Below are 21,540 nucleotides of genomic sequence, written 5' to 3' on the forward strand. Positions count from 1 at the left end.
GGCCAGCCGAAAGGTCAGGCGCGGAAGACCTCGAGCGAAACCGGCTCCGCGAACTCGGCCCCGAGCTTGCCACCTTCGACCCATTTGACCACGGCATTGGCCCGTTCGCGTCCGCCGGGCAGGATCAGCCAGACCCGCGCCCCGACCTCGAAATGACCGTCGGCGACGGCCATGAAGCCGCGTTCCGACACGTTGAGCACGGTGGCCTCCACACCGCTCGCGCCCAGCGCCCGCATGGTCGCTCCAAGCTCGACCCGGGCGCGGCCGGCGCGGCGGCGATCGCCAGGACCCTCCTCGGTGATGCGCGCCTTGAACGTCGCGAAGTTCATCTCCACGCGCGGCTACTACATCGCCGCGGCGAAGGACAAGCCGATCCGCCCGTCGCGAACCCATCTGACCTGCGCCGAGACCACGCCGCGTTCGAGAAGCTGCAGAGGCAGTCGTTCACCGATGTTGGGAATGTGCGGGAAGAGGACCATCGCGCCCGACGGCGACAGGTTGACGAGCTGGACGACATGCTTGCGGCCGCGAAATTCGAGGACCGCGGTGTTCGAGACCGCCGGGCTTCGAGCCTCGGCGCGCTCCTCGATGCTGCGCTGCTCGCTCCTCGGGATCATCGCTCCATTAAGAAAGTAACCCGACGCCACTTCGCCCTCCGACTTCCGCCAGACCAGCTTAGCCATGCTCGCTTAAGGATTGGTTTGCGATGAGTGCTGTCGTCAGTCGTGCCGCTCGCCCGCGAACCGGCTGGCGGTCGGCGGGCGAGCCATGTATGAACTTGATCATCAGCGGGGTTATCGTTTGAAATGAAGAGGTTGGTGAGCCGATGAAGCGGCATTTGATGAGCTGGATGACGGCGCTTGGTGGCCTTGCGGCCGCCCCGGCGCTGGCGCAGATTCACCCGCTGGGGGTGCCCGCGGCACGGCCTGTCGCAAACCAGCCTCGTGCAACGGTGCCGATTTCGCGCCCGCCGGCGACGGCGAAGACAGGACCTTCGGCGAAGGCGGGGCCCGACGCGCTTGCTCCAACCAATCCGGATTTCAAGGCCGACCAGCCCGCGGCCCAGCCGGCGCCGATCCCGGTCGTGCTCCCGCCCGCGATGTGGGACGTCGTCAACGCCGAGGATCTGCTGCGCACCATCGGGGGGGTCGACAAGGAAGGGCTCAACCCGGCGGACTATGATCCGACGGGGCTGCAGGCGGCGGTCCAGTCGGGCAACGTCGCCGCCTTCTCCGCCGCCGCGACCGAGCGATTCAACAAGCTTTCGTCGGACTTCGCGCTCGGCCATGTGAAGAAGCCGGGTCGGGTCGACTGGTGGGTCGCGGACAACGACCTCAACGCCCAAAAGCAGGACGCGTTGTTGCGCACGGCGCTCGCGTCACACTCGATCGCGCAAGCGCTTGAGGGACTGCTGCCGACGCACCCGCAATATGCGGCGCTGAAGGTGGCGCTCGCGGACACGCCGCCGGGCGACGAGGCGAAGCGCGCCCGGATCCGGCTCAACCTCGACCGATGGCGCTGGCTGCCGCGCGACCTCGGCGACAAATATATCATCGTCAACGTGCCCGGCTTCCACGCGACGCTGGTCGAGAATGGCATCAATCGCTGGAAGCAGCGGGCGATCGCCGGCAAGCTGTCGACGCCGACGCCGCAGCTCAATGCGCTGGCCACCGGCGTCATCCTCAACCCGTGGTGGGAAGTGCCCAAGAGCATCGAGCACGAGGCGGCGGGCAAGAGGGGCTTCGTTCCGGTCAAGGGGCCGGACGGTGCGATCCAGCGCTGGCGGCAGCCGCCCGGACCGACCAACGCGCTCGGGCAGATCAAGTTCGTGATGCCCAATTCGAAGGCGATCTACCTTCACGACACCAACGCGCGCAGCCGCTTCAACGATTCGACGCGGGCGCTCAGCCACGGCTGCGTCCGGACCGAGCATATTCTCGACCTCGCGACCGAGCTCCTCGGCGACGACGGTGGCGAATGGAGCCCGGACCGGATCGAGGCGGCGCTCGACAGCAAGAAGACGGTCCAGGCGAGCTTCGTGAAGCCCGTGCCCGTCTATATCGTCTATTTCAGCTCGGCCGCGCTCAACGACGGGCGCATCGTCGACTATAAGGATCTCTACGGCCGCGACGCCAAGGCGATGGCCGCGCTGATGATGAAGGACGGCGGCGCGAGCCTCGCACTCCCCAAGCCGAAGGATGACGAGGTGGCGGCGCGCTAGCGGACGCGGGGGACCCGCGCCTAGTTCGCCCCGGGCGCGCGGTCCAGGATGACCGGCGAGGTGAAGGCGAGCCCGACCAGCCCGTCTTCGACCCATTTGACCATCGCGGGCACCAGGATGCCAGCGTCGAATCGCACGAAGACGTTGGCGCCGGGGCTGAGGTCCGGGACGCCGCCGCCCATCACGCCGCCTTCGGAAATGTTATGCAGCGCGAAGCTTTTCGGCGAACCATCGACGAGAAGCTGCAGCTTGCGATTCTTGGCAGCCATGCGCGGGAAGCGGCGCTGATCGGAGACCTTCTTGCGGCCGGCGCCGGTTTGCGGCGCGGCGTCCTGGGCGGCGGTCTCCGCCAGCGGGACGGCGGTGCCGCAGAAGCCGCATTCGGCGCTGACCCGGCCGACGTACCATTGGGAACGGCCGCAGCCGGGGCAGTGGTTGGACTGGTTGGCGCGATAGACGATGTGGTGGCCGCGCTGGGCAAGCGTCGCCGCAAAGGAGGCCGAGGCCCGTTCGAAAACGAGGACGTCCGACACTGATTGCGCTCCCTCTTCGCTGGTTCAGCGCAGGAGGGTAGGCCGCAGTGATTGCCGAGTGGTTACCGCTTAAGCGAGTTTGTCCGCGTAGATCATGCGGCCCCCGGCGAGCTTACGCATCACCTGGTACTGGCTGTCGCGCGACATCGCGAAGCAGCCTTCCGAGCGGCCGAGCATTCCGTGGAGCGGGACCATGTCGTCTTCCGCGTACCAGGCATTGTGGATGACGATGGCGCGAGCCTCGGCATTGTTGTTCGACCAATCGAGGCCACGGACCTTCATCGAAAGACCGTATTTGCCATCGTAATAGTCGCCGGTGACAAAGGTCCCGTTCGAGGTCGCGTACGAACCGAAATCGTTGGAGAAGCGCTCGAGATAGCCCGAATGCGCCGGGTCCGAGCCGCGGCCGTGGGCGACGCGGTGGCTCTCGACCTGGCCGCTGGCAAGGTCGACGAGGTGAAACCGCGGCTCACTCGAGGGCTTCGAAAAATCGACGATGCCGATCGTGTCGCGGGCATAGACCTGATGCTGGTTGAGCGCGGCCTTGGCCCGGGCGAACAGCTGCGGATCGATGCCGGCCGGAGCCGAGGGCGTCAGGACTTGCGCCTGCTGCAGCGGTTGCGTTGGAAGCGGATCGCCGTTGCGGTCAAGGTTCAGCCCGAACGACCCGACGACGCTCGAGCTTGCCGCAGTGGAGAGGATCGCCCCGGCAGCCCCATACGCACCTAGACGCAACATTTCCCGGCGATTCAACGACACCCCGTACCCTCCCGAATGAAGTGGACTGTCTATCATTCAAAGGGTTAACCGCCGATAACCCAAGTGTTCAGGTTCCCGAGTTCATCGTGCGACACCAACGGTTCGCCGCAGCGTTCAATGATTCAGCAGGAAAATCGCATCGGCGGGGCGCTTTTCTCCGCTTGGCCTTAGGCGACATTCGTCGCCGCCAACTTCAGCGCCAGCCCTGCAATGCGCTGCCTTAAGCCGGCGTGGTGATCGACAATGGAGCTGGCAACCGCGCGGGCCTCGTACGCTTCCAGCACCCCCTGCAATCGGTCATGTTCATCGCGAATCTGATCTTTGGTCATCCCGCCTCCGTGCTTTGCGCTAGGCATATCACGTGGCGGGCGGCGGCGCGCTGTCAATCGCGGCAAGTTTGAGACTGAGACGCTACCACGGATTGGCAACGCCTTGCCCCCTTTGGCGGGCGCTGCTAAGGCCCCGGCGCCGCCGAGGAATAGCCTCTGGAGGCCGATAGCTATTGCCACCAAGGGCCATAGCTTTTCTCAGAAGGGATTGTGACGGGATTTTATGCAGATCATCGTTCGCGACAATAATGTCGAGCAAGCGCTGCGCGCGCTCAAGAAAAAGCTGCAGCGCGAGGGCGTCTACCGCGAGATGAAGCTGCGCCGCCACTATGAGAAGCCGAGCGAGAAGCGCGCCCGCGAGCGTGCCGCCGCGATCCGCCGCGCCCGCAAGCTCGAGCGCAAGCGCGCCGAGCGTGAAGGCGTCCGGTAAACCTTAAGCGCCAAGCACCCCCGTGTCCGTCGCCGAAGCCGCCCATCGTCCCGCCGGGAGCGGGCGCACGGCCGCGCTGTGGCTTGCTTTCGTGCTGATCATCGCGGCGGGGATCGGGCTCGCCTGGATCGGCGCCGGCGCGCTCCGCCCGATCATCACCGAAAGCGGCCTGCAGTTCCGCACCGTCAAGGCCGGATCCGGCGAGCCAATCACGAGGGCCGACGCGGCGCTGCTAGATTATATCCTGACCACCGACGATGGGACGGTGATCGACAGCAGCGAGAGCCACAATGGCCCGCAGCCCTTCACCATGGACCAGGTCTATCCCGGGTTCGCCGAGGCGATGAGCAAGATGCAGGACGGCGGCGAATATCGCTTCACCATGCCGCAGCGGCTCGCGTTCGGAACCAACCCTCCGCCGCCCGGCTTTCCCAAGAACAGCGGGCTTACGTTCGACGTGCGGGTGCGGAAGATCGCCCGCGGCGGCGCGGCGATGATGCAGCAGATGCAGGCACAGCCGCAGCAGGCGCCGCAGCAGTAACGCCCCCGCCCGAGACGATCTCCGGCGCTTCATTCTCCTCATCGGCCTGCTGCTTGCTGAGATCGATCAGCACCACCTTCAGGGTGGCGAGGATCGGGTCGGCGAACAGCACGCCGAGGATCCCGAACAGCGCGGCCATCAGCAGCTGCATCGCCAGCAGCACCGCCGGCGCGATGTCGACCGTCCGCCGCGCGACGTAGGGCACGACCACATAAGCGTCGATATTGTGCACCAGGAAATAAACGATGATGCACCAGATCCCCTGACCGGAGCTGGCGCTGAACCCGACCGCGATCATGACCAGGCCCGAGGTGATCGCGCCGATGTTGGGGATGAAGGCGAGGACGCCGGTGATGAGCCCGAGCAGCCCGGCCATGGGCACGCCGCCCAAAGTCAGCATGAACCAGGTGAAGACGCCCTCGAAGACCATCGCGATCAGGCGCCCGAAGAGCAGGCGCCTCAGCGTGAAGCCGACGTGCTCGGCGATGCGGTAGAAGCCGCCGCGGGCGCGCAACGGCAGCATCCACGCGATGCCGCGGTCGTAAAGCCGCGGCTCCGACGCAAGGAAAATGCCGATGACGATCATCGCGATGACGCTTGCGACCGCGCCGATGACGCTGCCGACGGCGCTGGTCAGCCGGCCGACGCCGCCCAAAAGCTGGCTGCCGAGATCATTGGGCTGGCCCTGGGGCATCAGGCCGAGCGACTTGGCGAAGGCGATCAGGCGGTCGACCTGGGCGGTGACGACTTCGCGCAAAGCTTCGAACTGGGCGCCGATCGTGGTTCCCGCGAACCACACCACCCATCCGAGGAAGCCGAAGCCGAGCAGCAGCACGATCAGCAGCCGCCAGCCGCGCGCGATCGGCAGATAGCGGCCAAGCAGCCGAACGCCGCCATCGAGGAACACGGCGAAGATCATGCCTCCGATGATCAGCAGCAGCGGCTGGCCGAGGACGATCACGCCAGCGATGGCGAGGGCCATGCCGAACCACACCGCCGCCTTCGCCAGCTCGCGGCGGACGAACGGGTCGCGGAACTCCGCCGGACCTGGCCGCTCGACGTGCGGCTCAACAGTCGGCGGCTTGGCCATCAGCTATTCCTGAGCGACCTTCCGGCGCGGCCGGCGCGCAGCGCCTTGACCCAGCTGATCGGGTTCCACCACACGCTCGAGCCGTCGAGCGAGAAGGTGATGAACTCGGCGCGGCCGCCGATATTCTCCCACGGCACCGGACCGCCGAGGCCGCCCTGCCATTCGGGGACGCGGCTGTCGGCCGAATCGTCGCGGTTGTCGCCCATCAGCCACAGGTGCCCCGGCGGCACGACGACCGGTCCGAAATTGTCCTCGGGCGAGCGGCCGAGCTCGACGGTCTCGTAGGTGCGTCCGCCGGGCAGCGTTTCGCGCACCACCGGCACCCGGCAGGACATCTTTCCGTCGGCGCCGCGCACCCGATAGTCGTAAAGCGCCGGATCCGTCGGCGAGCCGCACGGCGAATTGATGTCGATCGGCACCGTCTCGGGCGGCAGCGGCTGGCGCTTCACCGGCTGGCCGTTGATGTACAGCGTGCCGTCGACCATCCGCAGATTATCGCCGGGAAGCCCGATCACGCGCTTGATGTAGTCGGTACGGGTGCCGGGAGGGGTGACGATGACGATATCGCCGCGTTCGGGCAGGCGGCCGAACAACCGGCCGTTCATCGGCCCGATGATGTGGAAGCTGGGGGATACCCACGACCAGCCATAGGGATATTTGGTGACCACCAGCCGGTCGCCGGTGAGCAGGCCCGGCATCATCGATTCCGATGGGATGTAGAACGGCTTGGCGATGAAGCTGTGAAAGGCGAGGACCGCGAGCAGCACCCACAGCAGGCCCTTGATCTCGCGCCATAAAGCGGAGCCCTTGTCTTCCTTTTTTTCGGCGGGAGCCGGCTGATCGGCGGTCGGCTCGGGTACGGTCTCGGTCAACAATTAAGGCTCCAGCTTGCGGGCGGTCAGAATGACGAAGGCCTGCGCCCAGGGGTGATCGTCGGTCATGGTCAGGTGTATGTCGATGGCGTGGCCTTCCGGCGCAAGGGCGTCAAGGCGCGCCCTGGCTCCGCCGGTCAGGCTTAAAGTCGGCGCGCCTGACGGCAGATTAACGACGCCGATGTCCTTCATGTGGACGCCGCGCTTGAAGCCGGTGCCGACCGCCTTCGAGAACGCCTCCTTGGCGGCGAAGCGCTTGGCGAGGGTTCCGGCGACGGTGTGCGGGCGCGACGCGGCTTTGCCGCGTTCGGTCTCCGTGAAGACGCGGTTGAGGAACTTGTCGCCCCAGCGGTCGAGCGAGTTCCGGATCCGCTCGATGTTGCACAGGTCCGAGCCGATGCCGACGATCATCGCGCTTCGTCCATCAGCTCGCGCATCCGGCGGACGCTGGTGTCGAGGCCGGTGAAGATCGCTTCGCCGATCAGGAAATGGCCGATGTTGAGCTCGGCAATTTGCGGGATGGCGGCGACCGGGATCACATTGTCGAACGTCAGGCCATGGCCGGCGTGCGGCTCGATACCGTTCTTGACCGCGAGCGCGGCGCAATCCCCGATCCTCTTGAGCTCGGTCGATCGATCATCACCTTCCGCATGGGCATAGCGCCCGGTGTGGAACTCGACGACTGGCGCTCCGAGGCGCACGGCCGCCGCGACCTGCTCCTCGGTCGGCTCGATGAACAGGCTGACGCGAATCCCCGCGGCGCCGAGCTTGTCGACATAATAAGCCAGCTGATTGTGCTGACCGGCGGCGTCGAGGCCGCCTTCGGTGGTGCGCTCCTCGCGCTTTTCGGGGACGATGCAGGCGGCGTGCGGTTGGTGGCGGAGCGCGATGTCGAGCATCTCCTCGGTCGCCGCCATCTCGAGGTTCAGGGGCAGGTCGATCTCGGCCATCAGCCGGTCGATGTCGCGGTCGGTGATGTGGCGTCGGTCTTCGCGCAAGTGCGCGGTGATGCCGTCGGCGCCGGCCTCGGCGGCGATGTGGGCCGCCCGGACAGGATCGGGATGGTCGCCGCCGCGCGCGTTCCGGATGGTCGCGACGTGATCGATGTTGACGCCGAGGCGGAGCCGGTTGCTCAAGCTGCCGCCCGGCTCCCCGGCTTGACCGCGGGAATGGCGGCAAGCTCCGGCGGCACCGCATCCGCCTTATAGGTAGGCACGTCGATGCGGAGCAGCGGGAAGAACGGGACGCCGAGGTCCGCCTTGCCCGACGAGCGGTCGACCAGCGCCGCCTCGGCGACAACCTCGCCGCCGGCGCGGCGCACCGCGTCGATCGCTTCGCGGGACGACAGGCCGGTCGTCACGACGTCCTCGACCATCAGCACCTTGGTGCCGGGATCGAGGCGGAAGCCGCGGCGCAGCTCGAACACACCTTCGGGCCGCTCGAGGAACATCGCCGGCTTGGCCAGCGCGCGACCCATTTCGTGGCCGATGATCACGCCGCCCATCGCGGGGGAGACGACCGCTTCGACCCGACTGCGAACGTCCGCCAGGACCTTCGCGGCGAGGGCCTGCGCCAGCCGCTCCGCCCGCGCCGGGTCCATCAGCACGCGCGCGCACTGCAGGTAGCGCGGGCTCCTGAGGCCCGAGGAGAGGATGAAATGCCCCTCGAGCAGCGCGCCCGCGGCGCGGAACTCATCGAGAATGTCATCGTCGCTGATCATCGCCGAGCGGCATTAAGGCCCATGGCCACCCCCATCAACTCCCCGCCCGAAGTCCCGCTTGAGGCTCGGAAATGCCGCGCCTATAGAGCCTCGCAAACCAGGCGCCCCCGCGCTCAAGGTTCCACCATTGTCAGGGGTTTCGATGCGACGGATTGGATGGGCGATCGCCTTGGCCGCGGCCGGGCTCACACCGGCGGCAGCCCAGTCCCCCGCAGGCGCGCCCAAGCATAATGCTTCCGCCGCCGCGACCACCGCAACGCCGCCTGCGGGCACCGCGCAGAACCCGGGCAAGCCGGATGCGCCGACGGCCCCCACCGTGGTTCCCGGGACAGTCGGCCACATGCTCCCGACGGCCGGCGTCGGCGAACCCGGCGACGGACGCATGGGAATCCAGGACCAGGTGACTCCCATCGGCCGCGAGGCCGTCGCATTCCACAACAACTGGCTGTTGACCCTGTGCGCAATCATCAGCGTGATCGTGCTCGCGCTGCTGCTGTTCGCGATGGTCCGCTTTCGTCGCAGCGCCCATCCGGTGCCCTCGCGCAACTCGCACAATACGTTGATCGAGGTGGTGTGGACGCTGCTGCCGGTGCTCGTCCTGGTCGCGATCGCGATCCCCTCGATTCGCCTGCTGCGGCACCAGTACAGCCCGCCGCCCGCCGCCGTGACGGTCAAGGTGACCGGGCACCAATGGTATTGGTCGTACGAGCTGCCGGATTACGGCGTGAGCTTCGACAGCTACATGCTGAAGGAGGCGAAGGACCCGACGCGCCAGGCCAACCAGCGCGCGCGGACCGACGCCGATGGTCCGCCGCTGCTCGCGGTCGACGAGCGGCTGGTCCTGCCGCAGGGGAAAGTGGTCAAGTTCATCATCACCGCCGACGACGTGATCCACAGCTTTGCGGTGCCGGCGTTCTGGATCAAGCAGGACGCCAACCCGGGCCAGCTGCACGAGACCTGGGCCAAGGTTGACCGGCCGGGGGTCTATTTCGGCCAATGCTCCGAGCTGTGCGGCGCGCGGCACGGCTTCATGCCGATTGCCGTCGAAGTGACTTCCCCTGCGCAATTCGCGGCGTGGGTCGCGCAGAAGGGCGGGCATATGCCTGGCGCAACGCAGACTGCGGCCGCGGCCGAGCCTGCCGCTGCCGATACGAGCACGAACGCCATGGCGTCCGCGCCAGCGACGGCGGGGACAGCCATCACGCCGACTCCGGCCCCGAACAATGCCAATGTCGCCAACCGCGCGACCCAAGCCAAGTAACGGATCAGCACACCCATGAGCACGACCGCCGACTCGCTCCATCTCCAGCCGCACGAAGCGCATGACGCGCATCACGATGCGGACCACAAGCCGGGGTTCTTCGTCCGCTGGTTCATGTCGACCAACCACAAGGACATCGGCACGCTCTATTTGATCTTCGCCATCGTTGCCGGAGTCATCGGCGGCGGGATTTCGGGGATCATGCGGTGGGAGCTGATGGAGCCCGGCATCCAGGTGCTCAACCGCGCCTGGCCGATCGGGTCGGGCACGGCGAACTTCGACGAATGGACGCACCACTGGAACGTGCTGATCACCGCGCACGGCCTGATCATGGTCTTCTTCATGGTCATGCCGGCAATGATCGGCGGCTTCGGCAACTGGTTCGTGCCGCTGATGATCGGCGCGCCCGACATGGCGTTCCCGCGGATGAACAACATCAGCTTCTGGCTGCTGATCCCGGCCTTTTCATTGTTACTTGGCTCGACCTTCGTGTCCGGCGGAACCGGGCTCGGCGCTGGAACCGGATGGACAATTTACGCGCCGCTATCGACCTCGGGCTCATCGGGGCCGGCGGTCGACATGGCGATCTTTTCGCTGCACCTGGCCGGCGCGAGCTCGATCCTCGGCGCGATCAACTTCATCACCACCATCTTCAATATGCGCGCGCCGGGCATGACCCTGCACAAGATGCCGTTGTTCGTGTGGTCGATCCTGGTCACCGCCTTCCTGCTGCTGCTGGCGCTCCCGGTGCTCGCCGGCGCGATCACCATGCTGCTCACCGACCGCAACTTCGGCACCGCCTTCTTCGACGCGTCGGGCGGGGGCAATGTCGTGCTGTTCCAGCACCTGTTCTGGTTCTTCGGCCACCCGGAGGTCTACATCATGATCCTGCCGGCTTTCGGCATGGTCAGCCAGATCGTCGCGACCTTCAGCCGCAAGCCGGTGTTCGGTTATCTCGGCATGGCCTACGCGATGGTCTCGATCGGGGTGATCGGCTTCGTCGTCTGGGCGCACCACATGTTCACCACCGGCATGAGCGTCGATGAGAAGATGTACTTCACCGCCGCGACGATGATCATCGCCGTCCCCACGGGCGTGAAGATCTTCAGCTGGATCGCGACCATGTGGGGCGGCTCGATCAGCTTCGAAACGCCGATGCTGTGGGCGATCGGCTTCATCTTTCTATTCACGGTCGGCGGAGTGACCGGCGTCGTCCTCGCCAACGGCGGCGTCGATAATTACATGCACGACACCTATTATGTGGTCGCGCATTTCCACTACGTGCTCAGCCTCGGCGCGGTGTTCGGGATCTTTGGCGGCTTCTATTACTGGTTCCCGAAGATGAGCGGAAAAATGTACAATGAGACGCTCGGCAAGCTGCACTTCTTCATCATGTTCATCGGCGTGAACCTGGTCTTTTTCCCGCAGCATTTCCTCGGGCTCGACGGAATGCCTCGGCGCATTCCCGACTATACGCCGGCCTTCGCTTACTGGAACAAGATCTCGACGATCGGCTACATGATCACCATCACGGGCGTGGCCATCTTCTTCGTCAACATCCTGTGGTCGCTCGCGGCCGGCAAGAAGGCGCCGGCGAATCCGTGGGGCGAAGGCGCGACGACGCTCGAATGGACATTGCCGAGCCCGCCGCCGTTCCACCAATATTCGACGCTGCCGCGGATCGACTAGCGGGCGTTGGGCGGACGCCGCCTCCTGCGCCGCGGCCCGGGTCAGCGCCGTGCCGGCGGACATTTTGTTAAACCGGTGTTATGCGGTACGCCTCCGGGGTAACGGAGAAGACGTCATGCCTCAGTTTGTAATCGAGCGGGAAATGCCGGGCGCGGGGTCGCTCAGCCCGGAGGACCTCAAGAACGCTTCGCAGACATCCTGCTCAGTGCTGCGCGACCTCGGTCCGCAAATCCAGTGGGTGCACAGCTATGTCACCGACAACAAGATCTACTGCGTCTATCGCGCGCCAAACGAGGAGATGATCCGCGAGCACGCGCAGCGCGGCGGGTTTCCGGCCAACAAGATTTCCCAGGTGCGTTCGACGATCGACCCGACCACCGCCGAGTAGCGTCGGCGGATGTCGCATGTCTTCATCTCTTATGCGCGGAGCGACGAGCCGCTGGCGAAACTCGTTGCGGACGAGTTGCGCAGCGCCGGCTTCGAAGTATGGCGCGACGACGAGCTGCCGGCGCACCGCCCCTATGCGGAAGTCATCGAGGAACGGATCAACGGCGCCGGAGCGGTTGTCGTTCTGTGGTCCGCAGAAGCGGCCAAATCGCACTGGGTCCGGGCAGAAGCCGACACCGCACGCACCGCGCTGACGCTAATCCAGGCGAGCCTCGACGGGACGATGCCGCCGATGCCGTTCGGCCAGATCCAATGCGCCGACCTCAAGGCATGGGACGGGCAACGGACCGCGTCCGGGTGGCGGAAACTGCTCGCCAGCGTCACCGAGCTTGCCGGGGCGCCAGCGGTGGAAAGCAAGCGGGTCGCATCGGGCGGCGTTTCCATCTGCGTGCTTCCGTTCCAGAACATGAGCGGGGATCCGGAGCAGGAATATTTCAGCGACGGGATCAGCGAGGACATCACGACCGACCTGTCGAAGATCTCCGCGCTGGAGGTGATCGCGCGGAACACCGCGTTCACGTTCAAGGGCCGGTCGGTCAACGTGTGCGAGGCCGCGAAGGCGCTCGGCGTTAGCCATGTGCTCGAAGGCAGCGTGCGCAAAGTCGGCGACCGGGTGCGGATCAACGCTCAGCTGATCGATGGCGCATCGGGAGGCCATTTGTGGGCCGACCGCTACGACCGCGACCTCACCGACATTTTCACCATCCAGGACGAGATTTCCAAGGCGATCGTCGCCGCGCTCAAGCTCAAGCTTATGCCGGCAGAGAAGAAGGCCATCGAGCAGCGCCGGACCACCAGCGCCGAGGCCTACAACCTTTACCTGCTCGCGCGGCAATATTGGGTGACCGGCAATCACGGCGATGTCCGGCGCGAAGAACGCGTCATGCGCATCTGCAGCCGAGCCGTGGAGATCGATCCCTACTATGCAGACGCCTGGGCGCTGCTCGCGATGGTCCAGTCCAGCCTCCGGTATGGTTATGGGCACGACGTGGATGACGGCTTCGCCGCAGCACACACAGCACTCGCGATCGATCCGGCCATTGCCGAGGCGCATTTGCCCATGGTCCGGCGGTTGCAAGAGAGGCAACAGCACGACGCGGCCGCCGCCGCCATGGAGGCAGCCATCCGTCTCGGTCCAGATTCTTGGGAGGTGAATAAGGAAGCTGGGCTTTTCTACCTTTTCCGGGGCGACGTCGCGACTGCGACGCGCCACTATGAAAAAGCGGCGGAGCTCATGGAGACCGACTTCCATGCGTGGGGGATGCTTTCGACCTGCTACCGTGCCGTTGGAGACATGAAGAAGCTTCGCGAGGCGGCCCGAATGATGGTGTCCGAAAGCCAGAAAGCGGTTCAGCAGGATCCCAGCAATGGCGCGGCGTTGGGAATGCTTGCTGGCGGTTATGCAATAGCGGGCGACGAGGAACGGACACGGGACTGGATAACGCGCGCGCTGCTCATCGATCCCGACAATCTCAACATGCGATATAATTTCGCCTGCTTTCTCGCGGTCCATCTGGGTGACAAAGAGGGCGCGTTAAGCATGCTCCAGAGCATTTTGCGGCGGCCAGACGCCATTCGGCAGCTCAAATACGCCGAAACGGATCCGGACCTCGACAGCATTCATGATGATCCGCGCTTTGAACGGCTTATGTCGGATGCGCGAAAGACCCTGAAGACCAAGGAAGACGCGCCGGCTACTTCACCCGCTCAATCTTGATGATCTGAATCTTCGGATCGAGCATCTGGCCTTTCATCACGCCCTCGCCCTTGGTGGCGGACACCGGAGCGCTCCAGATTTTCTTCACCACGTCCATGCCCTCGGTCACGTGACCGAACGCGGCGAAACCGGTGGCATCGCCACCGGGTCCGTTCGCGTCGAGGCTGGGCATGTCCGACAACAGGATGAAGAAGTCGGAGCGGGCGGTGCCCGCACCGGCATTGGCCATCGAGATCGCTCCGGCCACATTGTGCAGACCCGTCTGCGCCGTCGATTCGTGCGCAATCGGGGGAAACAGTTTGCGCACGTCCGTCCTGACCCCGCCCTGGATCAGGCCGCCGTCGCCGCCTTTGCCGTCCGGCATGTGCATTGCCCGGTAGAAGTTCTGGCCGTCGAAGCGGTGTGTATCGATGTAATGGAGGAAGTTCGCGGTGGTGACCGGCGCGTGTCCGCGGTCGAGGGCGACGACGATCCGGCCGAGGCTGGTGTCGATGGCGACTGGAACGAGGTCCTCGGCCGGCGCCTGGGCAGCCATGGTCGGGATGGCGGCGAGAGCGCTGAGCAGCAGGGCGATTCGGGTGAGCATCAGGCTCATCTACAGGGGCTGGCCGTCCGGCGGGAGAGGGGTTTTCGGCGTGAGGGCAAGTCCTTATAGGCGGCGCCAATGCCTGCCATCGAAATGACCAACCCAGCCGCGCTGCCGGCCGACTGGCGCGATTTCGTCGCGCTGACCAAGCCGCGCGTGATGAGCCTCGTGGTGTTCTCCGGGCTGTGCGGGCTTCTGGTCGCGCCGGTACAGCTACCGCCGGTGCTGGGCTTCACCGCGATCCTCTGCATCGCGCTGGCGGCCGGCGCGTGCGGGGCGCTCAACCAATGGTACGAAGTGGAGATCGACGCGAAGATGCGGCGGACGGCCAAGCGGCCGCTGCCGGCGGGACGCATGGAGCGCCAGTCGGCGCTTCACTTCGGTGTCGGCCTCGGCGGTTTCTCGGTGCTGCTGATCGGCCTTGCAACCAACTGGCTCGCCGCCGCGCTGCTCGCGGTCTCGATCCTGTTCTACGTGGTCGTCTACACCGTTTGGCTGAAGCCCCGCACCGCGCAGAACATCGTCATCGGCGGCGCGGCGGGCGCCTTCCCGCCGCTCATCGGCTGGGTCGCGGCGACCGGCCATGTCGCGGCTCTCCCGCTGCTGCTGTTCGCGATAATCTTCTTGTGGACCCCACCCCACTTCTGGGCCCTGTCGCTGTTCGTCCGCTCGGATTATGCCGCCGCCGGGATCCCGATGCTGCCGGTCGTCGCCGGGGTCCAGAACACGCGCCGCCAGATCTTCCTCTACAGCCTGCCGATGGCGGCAGCGGCGATTGCGCCCTGGCTCCTCGGTCTCGCCGGCCCGGTTTACGGCGTCAGCGCCGGGATGCTGAGCTTCGTCTTCGTGGTGCTGGCCGCGCGCGTGCTGCGCAATCCCGCGACCGATCCCGGCGGCATGGACGCCGAAAAGCATCTGTTCGCTTATTCGGTCTTTTACCTCTTCGCTTTGTTCGCGGTGCTGGTCGCCGACCGTTGGCTGCCGTGGTGAACGCCGACCAGGACGTCATCCGCAAGCGCCAGCGCGATCGCGCCCGGATCGTGGCCTTGCTGCTCGGCGGCTTCGTCGTCCTGCTGTTCTTCATCACCATCGCCAAGACGGGAATGAACTGGTGAACACGATCGTGGCCCGGAGGAACAATCGCACGGCGCTGATCATGGCATTGATCGTCGCGGCCATGATCGGCCTCGCCTTCGCTTCGCCGCCGATCTACCGCACCTTCTGCTCGCTGACCGGCTTCGGCGGGACGCCGTTGCGGGCCGAGAAGGCGCCGGGCGCGGTCGCGGGCGCGGTCGGCGTGCGGTTCGACGCCAACGTGCATCCCGGCCTCCCGTGGCGCTTCGAGCCGGAGCAGACGACGATCCAGGTGAAGCCGGGCGCGCAAACGAAGATATTCTACCGCGCCCAGAATCTCAGCGCTCGCGCGTGGACGGGCCAGGCCGCGTATAACGTCTCGCCCGACCAGGTGGGCAAATATTTCAAGAAGATCCAGTGCTTCTGCTTTACCGAGCAGACCCTGAAGGCGGGCGAGACGGTCGACATGCCGGTGGTGTTCTTCGTCGATCCCAAGATCAAGCAGGACCCCGACACCCGCGACGTGGACGAGATCACGCTCAGCTACACATTTTACCCGGTGGAAACCCAAACCGCGGCCCGCTAGAGGCCGGGTGAAGATACAGAGGGAAGCTGCAAGCGATGGCCGCGAAGAACCACGATTACCATCTGGTCGAACCCGATCCGTGGCCGATCATCGGCGCCGCTTGCGCCGGCCTGCTGTTCAGCGGCCTCGTCATGTGGTGGCACGACAACCCCTACGGCAAGTTCGTGTTCGCGCTCGGCGTCGCGGGCGTCCTGGTGACGATGTACAATTGGTGGTCCAACACGATCCGCGAGGCGCACGGCGGCGATCATACGCCGGTGGTGCAGCTGCACCTGCGCTACGGCATGATCCTGTTCATCGCGTCCGAGGTGATGTTCTTCCTCGCCTGGTTCTGGGCATTTTTCGACAGCGCGATCTTCCCGCCTGCGGCCGTCGGCGGGGTGTGGCCGCCCAAGGGCGTCTCGGTGCTCGACCCGTGGGGCTTCCCGCTGCTCAACACCTTGATCCTCTTGTGCTCGGGCACGACCGTCACCTGGGCGCACCACAGCCTGATCCACGGGGACCGCCACGGCCTCAAGCTCGGCCTGTGGTGCACGATCCTGCTCGGCGTAACCTTCACCAGCGTCCAGGCGTATGAATATGCCCACGCGCCGTTCGCCTTCAAAGGCAGCATCTACGGCTCGACCTTCTTCATGGCGACCGGCTTCCACGGCTTTCACGTGATCGTCGGCACCATCTTCCTCACCGTCTGCCTGATCCGGGCGTACAGAGGCGACTTCACGCCAAGGCAGCATTTCGGCTTCGAGGCGGCCGCTTGGTACTGGCATTTCGTCGACGTCGTGTGGCTGTTCCTGTTCACGTCGATCTACGTCTGGGGCGGCTGGGGCGCGCCGCACGCGGGGTGACGCCGGACGCGACCGGGGTGCCCTCCGCGCTGCGGTCAGCGCTTGCCGGGAACTGCCCGAGGTGCGGGGCGCATACGCTCTTTTCAGGCTGGGTGCGCTTTGCCTCCAGGTGCCGCGGCTGCGATCTTGATTTCGACAGCTTCAACGTCGGCGACGGGCCGGCCGCCTTCCTGATCTTCATCGTCGGGACGATCACCGTCGTCGGCGCCCTGTGGCTCGACGCAGCGCTGACTCCGCCGTGGTGGGTGCACCTGATCTGGGTTCCATTTGCGGCCGCGCTGACGATCGGCGGCCTCCGCCTGTCCAAGGCCTGGCTCCTCGCGCAGGAATACAAGCACCGCGCACGCGAGGGGCGGATCGCGAAATGACCAAGCGAAGTTTGATTGTGCCCACAATCCTGGTGGTCGCCGCGATTGCACTGCTGATCAAGCTCGGCGTTTGGCAATTGCATCGAGCCAGGCAGAATGAGGCGCTGCTGGCGACCTATAGATCGGCCGCTCACCTGCCGCCAATCACTTTTCCGACAGCGCCGATGCGTACCGAGCAATTGCCCATCTATCGCTACGCAGCCGGTAACTGCCTGCGGACAGTCCACTTCCGGACGGCTGCCGGTGAAAATCGTTCTGAGGAACCCGGCTATCTAATCATCGCCGATTGCGCGACGGGAGCCGAGGGGCCCGGGATGAGCGTTGAGGTCGGTTGGTCGAAAAACCCTAATGCACGCACAGGCTGGACGGGCGGACTGGTGAGCGGTGTGATCGTTCCAGATGACAAGAGCCGGATTCGCCTCGTGTCGGCGTCTCCTGCGGCAGGACTGGAAGCGAGTGCGGTTCCCGAGCCGACCGTGAAGGTCTCGCCGACCCGCAATCGGGGATATGCGGCGACCTGGTTTGGGTTGGCAATCGCGGCCCTGCTTATTTACGGCCTGGCCGTGCGCAAGCGCCTGAGTACAGCCAAATGAGCGGCGAGCAGCATATCCTGGCCAATGGCCTGACGGTCGCGGTCGACCCGCTGCCGGGCGCGGAGTCGGTCGCGCTTGGCCTCTACGCCGCCGTCGGCTCGCGCTCCGAGCCGGAGCGGCTCAGCGGCCTCGCGCACCTGGTCGAGCATATGGTGTTCAAAGGCGCGGGCGGGCGCGACACGCGCGCGCTCGCCGAAGTGATCGAGGATGTCGGCGGCTCGCTCAACGCCTGGACGGCGCGCGACCAGACGGTGTTCCACGGCCGCGCGCTGGGGCGGGACCTGCCGCTGGTTGCCGAACTCATCGCCGACCTGGTGCGGTCGCCGCATTTGGACGAGGCGCATTTGGCGCGCGAGAAGCAGGTGATCCTGTCCGAGCTCGGGGAGGCGACCGACTCGCCCGACGATCTGGTCCACGACCATCTGTTCGAAGCGGCGTTCGACGGGCAGGCGATCGGCCGCTCGGTGCTCGGGCGCGAGGACAGCATTCGCGCGGTCGAGCCGAAGGATTGCCGCGACTGGCTCGCTGGCCAGTTCGTCCCGTCGCGGTTGGTACTGGCCGCGAGTGGCAAGGTTGCGGCCGATGCCGTGCTGCAGCTCGCCGAGCGGCTGTTCGGGGACATACCGGCGTCCGAGCCACCGGCCATCGAGCCGGCGCGCTTCACCGGCGGGCTGCGCAACGACAGCCGCAGCTTCGAGCAGGCCCATTGGTGCCTCGCCTTCCCCGGCGTTCGCGCCGCTGACCCGCGGAATCCCGCGCTGGCTTTATTCGTCCAGGCCCTGGGCGGCGGTACGTCGTCGCGGCTGTTCCAGGAGCTGCGCGAGGAGCGCGGTCTGGCCTATTCGATCTACGCCTGGAACCAGCCGTTCGCCGACACCGGGCTGGTCGCTATCGGCTGCGCCGCCGAACGGGCGCGGGCGGCGGAGTCGGTGCAGCTCTCGCGCGATGTGCTAGCGGCAACGGCGGACGCGTTGAGCGAAGCCGAGCTGAACCGCGCGCGTGCGCAAATGGAGGCCGGCCTGCTGATGACGCTCGAGACCGCGCAGGGCCGCGCCGATCACATCGCGCGCTCGATCGAGGTGTTCGGCCGGATCCTGACGCTCGACGAGCTGCTCGGCCAGATCCGCGGCGTGACCGTCGCCGGCGCGCGTGCGGCTGGGCAGGCGCTGCTCGACGGACCGATCGCAGTCGCCTCGGTCGGGGCGAAGCTCGCGCTGGCCGCGTGAGCGATCTCACGACGATCATTGCCGAGCCGTGGGCCGACTGGGGCCTGATCGACTGCGGCAACGGGCAAAAGCTGGAGCGCTATGGGCCCGTGACCGTCGTGCGGCCCGAGCCGCAGGCGATGTGGGCGCCGGCACGCCGCGACTGGGACCCGGATGCGACCTTCGTCCCCGGCAGCGACGAGGAGGGCGGCGGCCGCTGGGTGCAGCATCGGCCGGTGCCGCCTCACTGGGACCTGGGCCGCGATGGAGTTCGCTTCCACGCCTCGCTGACGCCTTTTCGGCACCTCGGCTTCTTCCCTGACATGGCGCCGCAATGGGACTGGATGCGCGAGCGCGCGGCCGACGCGGACGTGCTGAACCTGTTCGGCTACACCGGCGTCGGCACGTTGCTGCTGAGCGAAGCTGGGTCGCGCCTCGTCCACGTCGACGCGTCGAGGAAATCGGTCGAGCAAGGCAAGGACAATGCTTCGCTCTCCGGCATGAGCGACAAGCCTATCCGCTGGATCGTCGACGATGCGGCCAAATTCACGGCGCGCGAGGTGCGGCGGGGACGGCGCTATGACGGGATCCTGCTCGATCCGCCGAAGTTCGGGCGCGGACCCACGGGTGAGGTGTGGCGGCTCGAGGAGCATCTCGCGCCCTTGCTGGCGGATTGCCGGAAGCTGCTGGACGAGAAGGGCCGCTTGCTGGTGCTGACCGTCTATGCGGTGCGCATGTCGGCGCTCGCCATCGGCGAGCTGGTGAGGCAGGTGGTTGGCGACCTGGGCGGCCGCGTCGAGATGGGCGAAATGGCGGTACGCGAGGAAGCGCGGGGATTGCTTTTGCCGACGGCGATCTTCGCGCGGTGGTCGAAAGACTAAGTCCTCGAAGCGCGGATCGACGCACCGGCGACGAACGGCGCGCCCGCCGTCAGCAGCAGGGACATCGCCGCTTCGAGCGGCAACGCATTGGCGATTGCAAAGATCAGCAGGGGGACCGCAAGCGGCAGCAACAGCAGCCCCGCAAGAGAGCCCGCGCGTGGCAGGCCGGCGGTGACCGCTGCGACGGCAACTGCGAGCGCGGCGAGCGCCGGTGTACCGATCGCCAGCGCGATCTCGGTCCGGGCCAGCGATGCTCCGTCCATCGCGAGGAGGGCAGACGCGGGAATGGCGGCAACCAGCAACAGCGGCGCGAAGGTCAGCCAGTGCGCGGCGATCTTCGCGAAGGCGACGCTCTCTTCCGCAAGGCCGTGGAGCGCGAGCTGGTCGAGGACTCCGTCCGCGCGGTCGGGTTCGATCAGCCGCTCGATGGGCAACAGCGCCGCCGTTAATGCGGCGATCCACAATGCGCCGGGACCGATCCGCGACAGCAGCCGTGCATCGGGGCCGATCGCGAACGGGAGAAGCGCCGCGACCAGCAGGAAGAAGGCGATCGGCAGCCAGGCCGCGCCGGTGAACCCACGCCGAACGTCGCGGACGATCAGCGCGCCGATCATGCGGTGAGCTTCAGCCGCGGCCACTCGCCCGCGAGCGGCTGATGCGACGCGGCGAGCACCGCGCCGCCGCGCGCGCGATGCCGTTCGACCAACAGCGCCAGCTTCTGCGCACCGTCGGCGTCCAGGCCGTTGAGCGGCTCGTCGAGCAACCACAGCGTCGCGCCGGATGCGGCGACGCGCGCGATCGTCGCCCGCTTGAGCTGTCCGGACGACAGCAGTCGCACCGGGACGTCCGCGAGGAACGCGATCCCGAGCGCATCCATGGCCCGTTCCGGCGATCCGCCCCAGAAGCGAAGCGCGCGGCTGAGCGGCAGCTCGCGGTCGAGCGCGACAGCGTCGTCGGCAAGCGCCAGCGGCGAGCGCTCGACGCGCCCGCATTCCTGCCGGAGCAGCCCGGCGGCGAGGCGCAGGAGGCTCGACTTGCCGCTGCCGTTGGGGCCGGCGACCTGGAGCGCCTCGCCCGGTCCAAGCACCAGGTCGAGGCCATCGAACAGCAAGCGCCCGCCGCGGCGCAGCGCAACGCCCTGGAAGCGCAGGAGCGGCTTCACTCCGCACCGTCCTCGAGCGCGTGCATGTCGTCGTCGGAGAAGCCGAAATGGTGCCCGACTTCGTGGATCACGATGTGGCTAACGAGCTGCTCGAGGCTGACGCGGGTCGAGCGCCATTCGGCGAGGATCGGGCGCGAGAAGAGCGTGATGCGCTCGGGCAGCATGCCCGACTGGCCGACGCTTTGGCGGTTGAGCGAGACGCCCTCATAGAGGCCGCTGAGCTGCATCGGATGGCTCAGGCCGACCCGGCGCGCGGTCTCCCCATTGGCCAAGGGTTCGACCAGCAGAACCACGTCCTTCAGGCTCTCGGCAAAGGGCGAGGGCAACCGCTCGAGCGTGCGCCGCGCGATCTCGTCGATCTCCGCTTCCGACGGCGTTCGGCCGGACAGGCGCTCCGCGGGGGTCATGGGCACGGGACTAGGGGCCGCCGTTACGGGCGGCAACCTTGCCCAGCGCTGCGTCGGCCCTTAGATGGCCGCGTTCCAGGGAAAATGCGGAGCGGTGGCCGAGTGGTCGAAGGCGCTCGCCTGGAAAGTGAGTATACGGCAAAACCGTATCGAGGGTTCGAATCCCTCCCGCTCCGCCACCAGCCAGCGAGTCAGTCTCCAACGGTCCGATTTTCCCGGCTCGA

At 66.5% G+C, this 21,540-nt stretch carries 29 protein-coding genes and 1 tRNA gene; 16 read left to right on the forward strand and 14 right to left on the reverse strand.

Annotation, left to right across the window (positions count from 1 at the left end):
• Positions 1-14: 14 nt before the first annotated feature.
• Both ACJ8FR_RS08170 and ACJ8FR_RS08175 read right to left on the reverse strand, forming a co-directional pair.
• A complete protein-coding gene (locus ACJ8FR_RS08170; RefSeq protein WP_407828135.1) occupies positions 15-329 on the reverse strand; it encodes a PilZ domain-containing protein in 315 nt (104 codons plus the stop codon).
• Positions 330-344: 15 nt separating this feature from the next.
• On the reverse strand, positions 345-683 hold the full coding sequence (locus ACJ8FR_RS08175) for a PilZ domain-containing protein (protein ID WP_407828136.1): 339 nt from the start codon (positions 681-683) through the stop codon (positions 345-347).
• Positions 684-826: 143 nt separating this feature from the next.
• Between ACJ8FR_RS08175 and ACJ8FR_RS08180 the strand changes: the two genes are divergently transcribed.
• Positions 827-2,221 (forward strand): L,D-transpeptidase family protein, encoded by a 1,395-nt coding sequence (locus tag ACJ8FR_RS08180; protein WP_407828137.1) that lies wholly within the window; start codon positions 827-829, stop codon positions 2,219-2,221.
• A gap of 20 nt (positions 2,222-2,241) precedes the next feature.
• Here ACJ8FR_RS08180 and ACJ8FR_RS08185 read toward each other — a convergent pair whose 3' ends face one another.
• The 3 genes from ACJ8FR_RS08185 to ACJ8FR_RS08195 all read right to left on the reverse strand — a co-directional run bounded on the left by ACJ8FR_RS08185 (position 2,242) and on the right by ACJ8FR_RS08195 (position 3,842).
• Entirely contained in the window at positions 2,242-2,754 is a 513-nt protein-coding gene (locus tag ACJ8FR_RS08185) for a PilZ domain-containing protein (RefSeq protein ID WP_407828138.1), read from the reverse strand.
• A 69-nt stretch (positions 2,755-2,823) separates the two neighbouring features.
• Positions 2,824-3,492: a murein L,D-transpeptidase catalytic domain family protein gene (locus tag ACJ8FR_RS08190; protein ID WP_407828139.1), complete on the reverse strand. Its 669-nt coding sequence runs from the start codon at positions 3,490-3,492 to the stop codon at positions 2,824-2,826.
• A 188-nt stretch (positions 3,493-3,680) separates the two neighbouring features.
• On the reverse strand, positions 3,681-3,842 hold the full coding sequence (locus ACJ8FR_RS08195) for a hypothetical protein (RefSeq protein ID WP_407828140.1): 162 nt from the start codon (positions 3,840-3,842) through the stop codon (positions 3,681-3,683).
• A 223-nt stretch (positions 3,843-4,065) separates the two neighbouring features.
• Between ACJ8FR_RS08195 and rpsU the strand changes: the two genes are divergently transcribed.
• Positions 4,066-4,272 carry a 30S ribosomal protein S21 gene (gene rpsU / locus ACJ8FR_RS08200; RefSeq protein ID WP_407828141.1) on the forward strand — a complete coding sequence of 69 codons (207 nt, stop codon included), beginning with the start codon at positions 4,066-4,068 and terminating at the stop codon, positions 4,270-4,272.
• A 22-nt stretch (positions 4,273-4,294) separates the two neighbouring features.
• On the forward strand, positions 4,295-4,813 hold the full coding sequence (locus ACJ8FR_RS08205) for an FKBP-type peptidyl-prolyl cis-trans isomerase (protein ID WP_407828142.1): 519 nt from the start codon (positions 4,295-4,297) through the stop codon (positions 4,811-4,813).
• On the opposite strand, the gene ACJ8FR_RS08210 is transcribed toward ACJ8FR_RS08205, so the two are convergent.
• Genes ACJ8FR_RS08210 through pyrE form a run of 5 tightly spaced genes read right to left on the reverse strand, consistent with a single transcriptional unit; the run spans position 4,719 to position 8,492 of the window.
• The gene (locus ACJ8FR_RS08210; protein ID WP_407828143.1) at positions 4,719-5,903 is read right to left on the reverse strand and encodes an AI-2E family transporter; all 1,185 of its coding nucleotides are present in this window, start codon (positions 5,901-5,903) and stop codon (positions 4,719-4,721) included. The genes ACJ8FR_RS08205 and ACJ8FR_RS08210 overlap by 95 nt on opposite strands.
• Complete coding sequence (gene lepB, locus ACJ8FR_RS08215) at positions 5,903-6,775, reverse strand: signal peptidase I (RefSeq protein ID WP_407828144.1); 873 nt, start codon at positions 6,773-6,775, stop codon at positions 5,903-5,905. Before lepB ends, ACJ8FR_RS08210 begins: the two co-directional genes overlap by 1 nt.
• 3 nt (positions 6,776-6,778) lie before the next feature.
• A complete protein-coding gene (acpS, locus tag ACJ8FR_RS08220) occupies positions 6,779-7,186 on the reverse strand; it encodes a holo-ACP synthase (protein WP_407828145.1) in 408 nt (135 codons plus the stop codon).
• The gene (locus ACJ8FR_RS08225) at positions 7,183-7,911 is read right to left on the reverse strand and encodes a pyridoxine 5'-phosphate synthase (protein WP_407828146.1); all 729 of its coding nucleotides are present in this window, start codon (positions 7,909-7,911) and stop codon (positions 7,183-7,185) included. Before ACJ8FR_RS08225 ends, acpS begins: the two co-directional genes overlap by 4 nt.
• Positions 7,908-8,492 (reverse strand): orotate phosphoribosyltransferase, encoded by a 585-nt coding sequence (pyrE, locus tag ACJ8FR_RS08230; RefSeq protein WP_407828298.1) that lies wholly within the window; start codon positions 8,490-8,492, stop codon positions 7,908-7,910. The genes ACJ8FR_RS08225 and pyrE overlap by 4 nt, the downstream gene beginning before the upstream one ends.
• A 145-nt stretch (positions 8,493-8,637) precedes the next feature.
• On the opposite strand from pyrE, the gene coxB reads away from it, so the two are divergent.
• The 4 genes from coxB to ACJ8FR_RS08250 all read left to right on the forward strand — a co-directional run bounded on the left by coxB (position 8,638) and on the right by ACJ8FR_RS08250 (position 13,609).
• The gene (gene coxB, locus ACJ8FR_RS08235; protein WP_407828147.1) at positions 8,638-9,756 is read left to right on the forward strand and encodes a cytochrome c oxidase subunit II; all 1,119 of its coding nucleotides are present in this window, start codon (positions 8,638-8,640) and stop codon (positions 9,754-9,756) included.
• Positions 9,757-9,771: 15 nt separating this feature from the next.
• On the forward strand, positions 9,772-11,445 hold the full coding sequence (ctaD, locus tag ACJ8FR_RS08240) for a cytochrome c oxidase subunit I (protein ID WP_407828148.1): 1,674 nt from the start codon (positions 9,772-9,774) through the stop codon (positions 11,443-11,445).
• A 115-nt stretch (positions 11,446-11,560) separates the two neighbouring features.
• Positions 11,561-11,833 (forward strand): DUF4242 domain-containing protein, encoded by a 273-nt coding sequence (locus tag ACJ8FR_RS08245; RefSeq protein WP_407828149.1) that lies wholly within the window; start codon positions 11,561-11,563, stop codon positions 11,831-11,833.
• A gap of 9 nt (positions 11,834-11,842) precedes the next feature.
• Positions 11,843-13,609 (forward strand): TIR domain-containing protein, encoded by a 1,767-nt coding sequence (locus ACJ8FR_RS08250; RefSeq protein WP_407828150.1) that lies wholly within the window; start codon positions 11,843-11,845, stop codon positions 13,607-13,609.
• Here the strand turns inward: ACJ8FR_RS08250 and ACJ8FR_RS08255 are convergent.
• On the reverse strand, positions 13,587-14,204 hold the full coding sequence (locus tag ACJ8FR_RS08255; protein ID WP_407828151.1) for a peptidylprolyl isomerase: 618 nt from the start codon (positions 14,202-14,204) through the stop codon (positions 13,587-13,589). The two genes, ACJ8FR_RS08250 and ACJ8FR_RS08255, sit on opposite strands and share 23 nt — an antisense overlap.
• A 69-nt stretch (positions 14,205-14,273) precedes the next feature.
• Between ACJ8FR_RS08255 and ACJ8FR_RS08260 the strand changes: the two genes are divergently transcribed.
• The 8 genes from ACJ8FR_RS08260 to ACJ8FR_RS08295 all read left to right on the forward strand — a co-directional run bounded on the left by ACJ8FR_RS08260 (position 14,274) and on the right by ACJ8FR_RS08295 (position 19,747).
• A complete protein-coding gene (locus tag ACJ8FR_RS08260) occupies positions 14,274-15,185 on the forward strand; it encodes a heme o synthase (protein WP_407828152.1) in 912 nt (303 codons plus the stop codon).
• Entirely contained in the window at positions 15,182-15,310 is a 129-nt protein-coding gene (locus ACJ8FR_RS08265) for a hypothetical protein (protein ID WP_407828153.1), read from the forward strand. The genes ACJ8FR_RS08260 and ACJ8FR_RS08265 overlap by 4 nt, the downstream gene beginning before the upstream one ends.
• Positions 15,304-15,855 carry a cytochrome c oxidase assembly protein gene (locus tag ACJ8FR_RS08270; RefSeq protein WP_407828299.1) on the forward strand — a complete coding sequence of 184 codons (552 nt, stop codon included), beginning with the start codon at positions 15,304-15,306 and terminating at the stop codon, positions 15,853-15,855. The genes ACJ8FR_RS08265 and ACJ8FR_RS08270 overlap by 7 nt, the downstream gene beginning before the upstream one ends.
• Before the next feature lie 35 nt (positions 15,856-15,890).
• Complete coding sequence (locus tag ACJ8FR_RS08275; RefSeq protein WP_407828154.1) at positions 15,891-16,700, forward strand: cytochrome c oxidase subunit 3; 810 nt, start codon at positions 15,891-15,893, stop codon at positions 16,698-16,700.
• Between the two features lie 92 nt (positions 16,701-16,792).
• Positions 16,793-17,068 carry a DUF983 domain-containing protein gene (locus tag ACJ8FR_RS08280; protein WP_407828155.1) on the forward strand — a complete coding sequence of 92 codons (276 nt, stop codon included), beginning with the start codon at positions 16,793-16,795 and terminating at the stop codon, positions 17,066-17,068.
• A complete protein-coding gene (locus ACJ8FR_RS08285; protein WP_407828156.1) occupies positions 17,065-17,661 on the forward strand; it encodes an SURF1 family cytochrome oxidase biogenesis protein in 597 nt (198 codons plus the stop codon). The genes ACJ8FR_RS08280 and ACJ8FR_RS08285 overlap by 4 nt, the downstream gene beginning before the upstream one ends.
• Entirely contained in the window at positions 17,658-18,887 is a 1,230-nt protein-coding gene (locus tag ACJ8FR_RS08290) for a M16 family metallopeptidase (protein ID WP_407828157.1), read from the forward strand. Before ACJ8FR_RS08285 ends, ACJ8FR_RS08290 begins: the two co-directional genes overlap by 4 nt.
• Positions 18,884-19,747, forward strand: coding sequence for a class I SAM-dependent methyltransferase (locus ACJ8FR_RS08295; RefSeq protein WP_407828158.1), 864 nt, complete (start codon positions 18,884-18,886; stop codon positions 19,745-19,747). Before ACJ8FR_RS08290 ends, ACJ8FR_RS08295 begins: the two co-directional genes overlap by 4 nt.
• Here the strand turns inward: ACJ8FR_RS08295 and ACJ8FR_RS08300 are convergent.
• The 3 genes from ACJ8FR_RS08300 to ACJ8FR_RS08310 are packed head-to-tail and all read right to left on the reverse strand — an operon-like array spanning position 19,744 to position 21,316.
• Positions 19,744-20,361: a heme exporter protein CcmB gene (locus tag ACJ8FR_RS08300; protein ID WP_407828159.1), complete on the reverse strand. Its 618-nt coding sequence runs from the start codon at positions 20,359-20,361 to the stop codon at positions 19,744-19,746. The genes ACJ8FR_RS08295 and ACJ8FR_RS08300 overlap by 4 nt on opposite strands.
• On the reverse strand, positions 20,358-20,909 hold the full coding sequence (locus ACJ8FR_RS08305; RefSeq protein ID WP_407828160.1) for an ATP-binding cassette domain-containing protein: 552 nt from the start codon (positions 20,907-20,909) through the stop codon (positions 20,358-20,360). The genes ACJ8FR_RS08300 and ACJ8FR_RS08305 overlap by 4 nt, the downstream gene beginning before the upstream one ends.
• Complete coding sequence (locus ACJ8FR_RS08310) at positions 20,906-21,316, reverse strand: metallopeptidase family protein (RefSeq protein WP_407828161.1); 411 nt, start codon at positions 21,314-21,316, stop codon at positions 20,906-20,908. The genes ACJ8FR_RS08305 and ACJ8FR_RS08310 overlap by 4 nt, the downstream gene beginning before the upstream one ends.
• Positions 21,317-21,404: 88 nt before the next feature.
• Here ACJ8FR_RS08310 and ACJ8FR_RS08315 point away from each other — a divergent pair.
• Positions 21,405-21,495, forward strand: a tRNA-Ser gene (locus ACJ8FR_RS08315).
• The last annotated feature ends 45 nt before the right edge of the window (positions 21,496-21,540 follow it).

It is taken from the genome of Sphingomonas sp. (genome assembly GCF_045810705.1).
Classification (GTDB): Bacteria; Pseudomonadota; Alphaproteobacteria; order Sphingomonadales; family Sphingomonadaceae; genus Sphingomicrobium.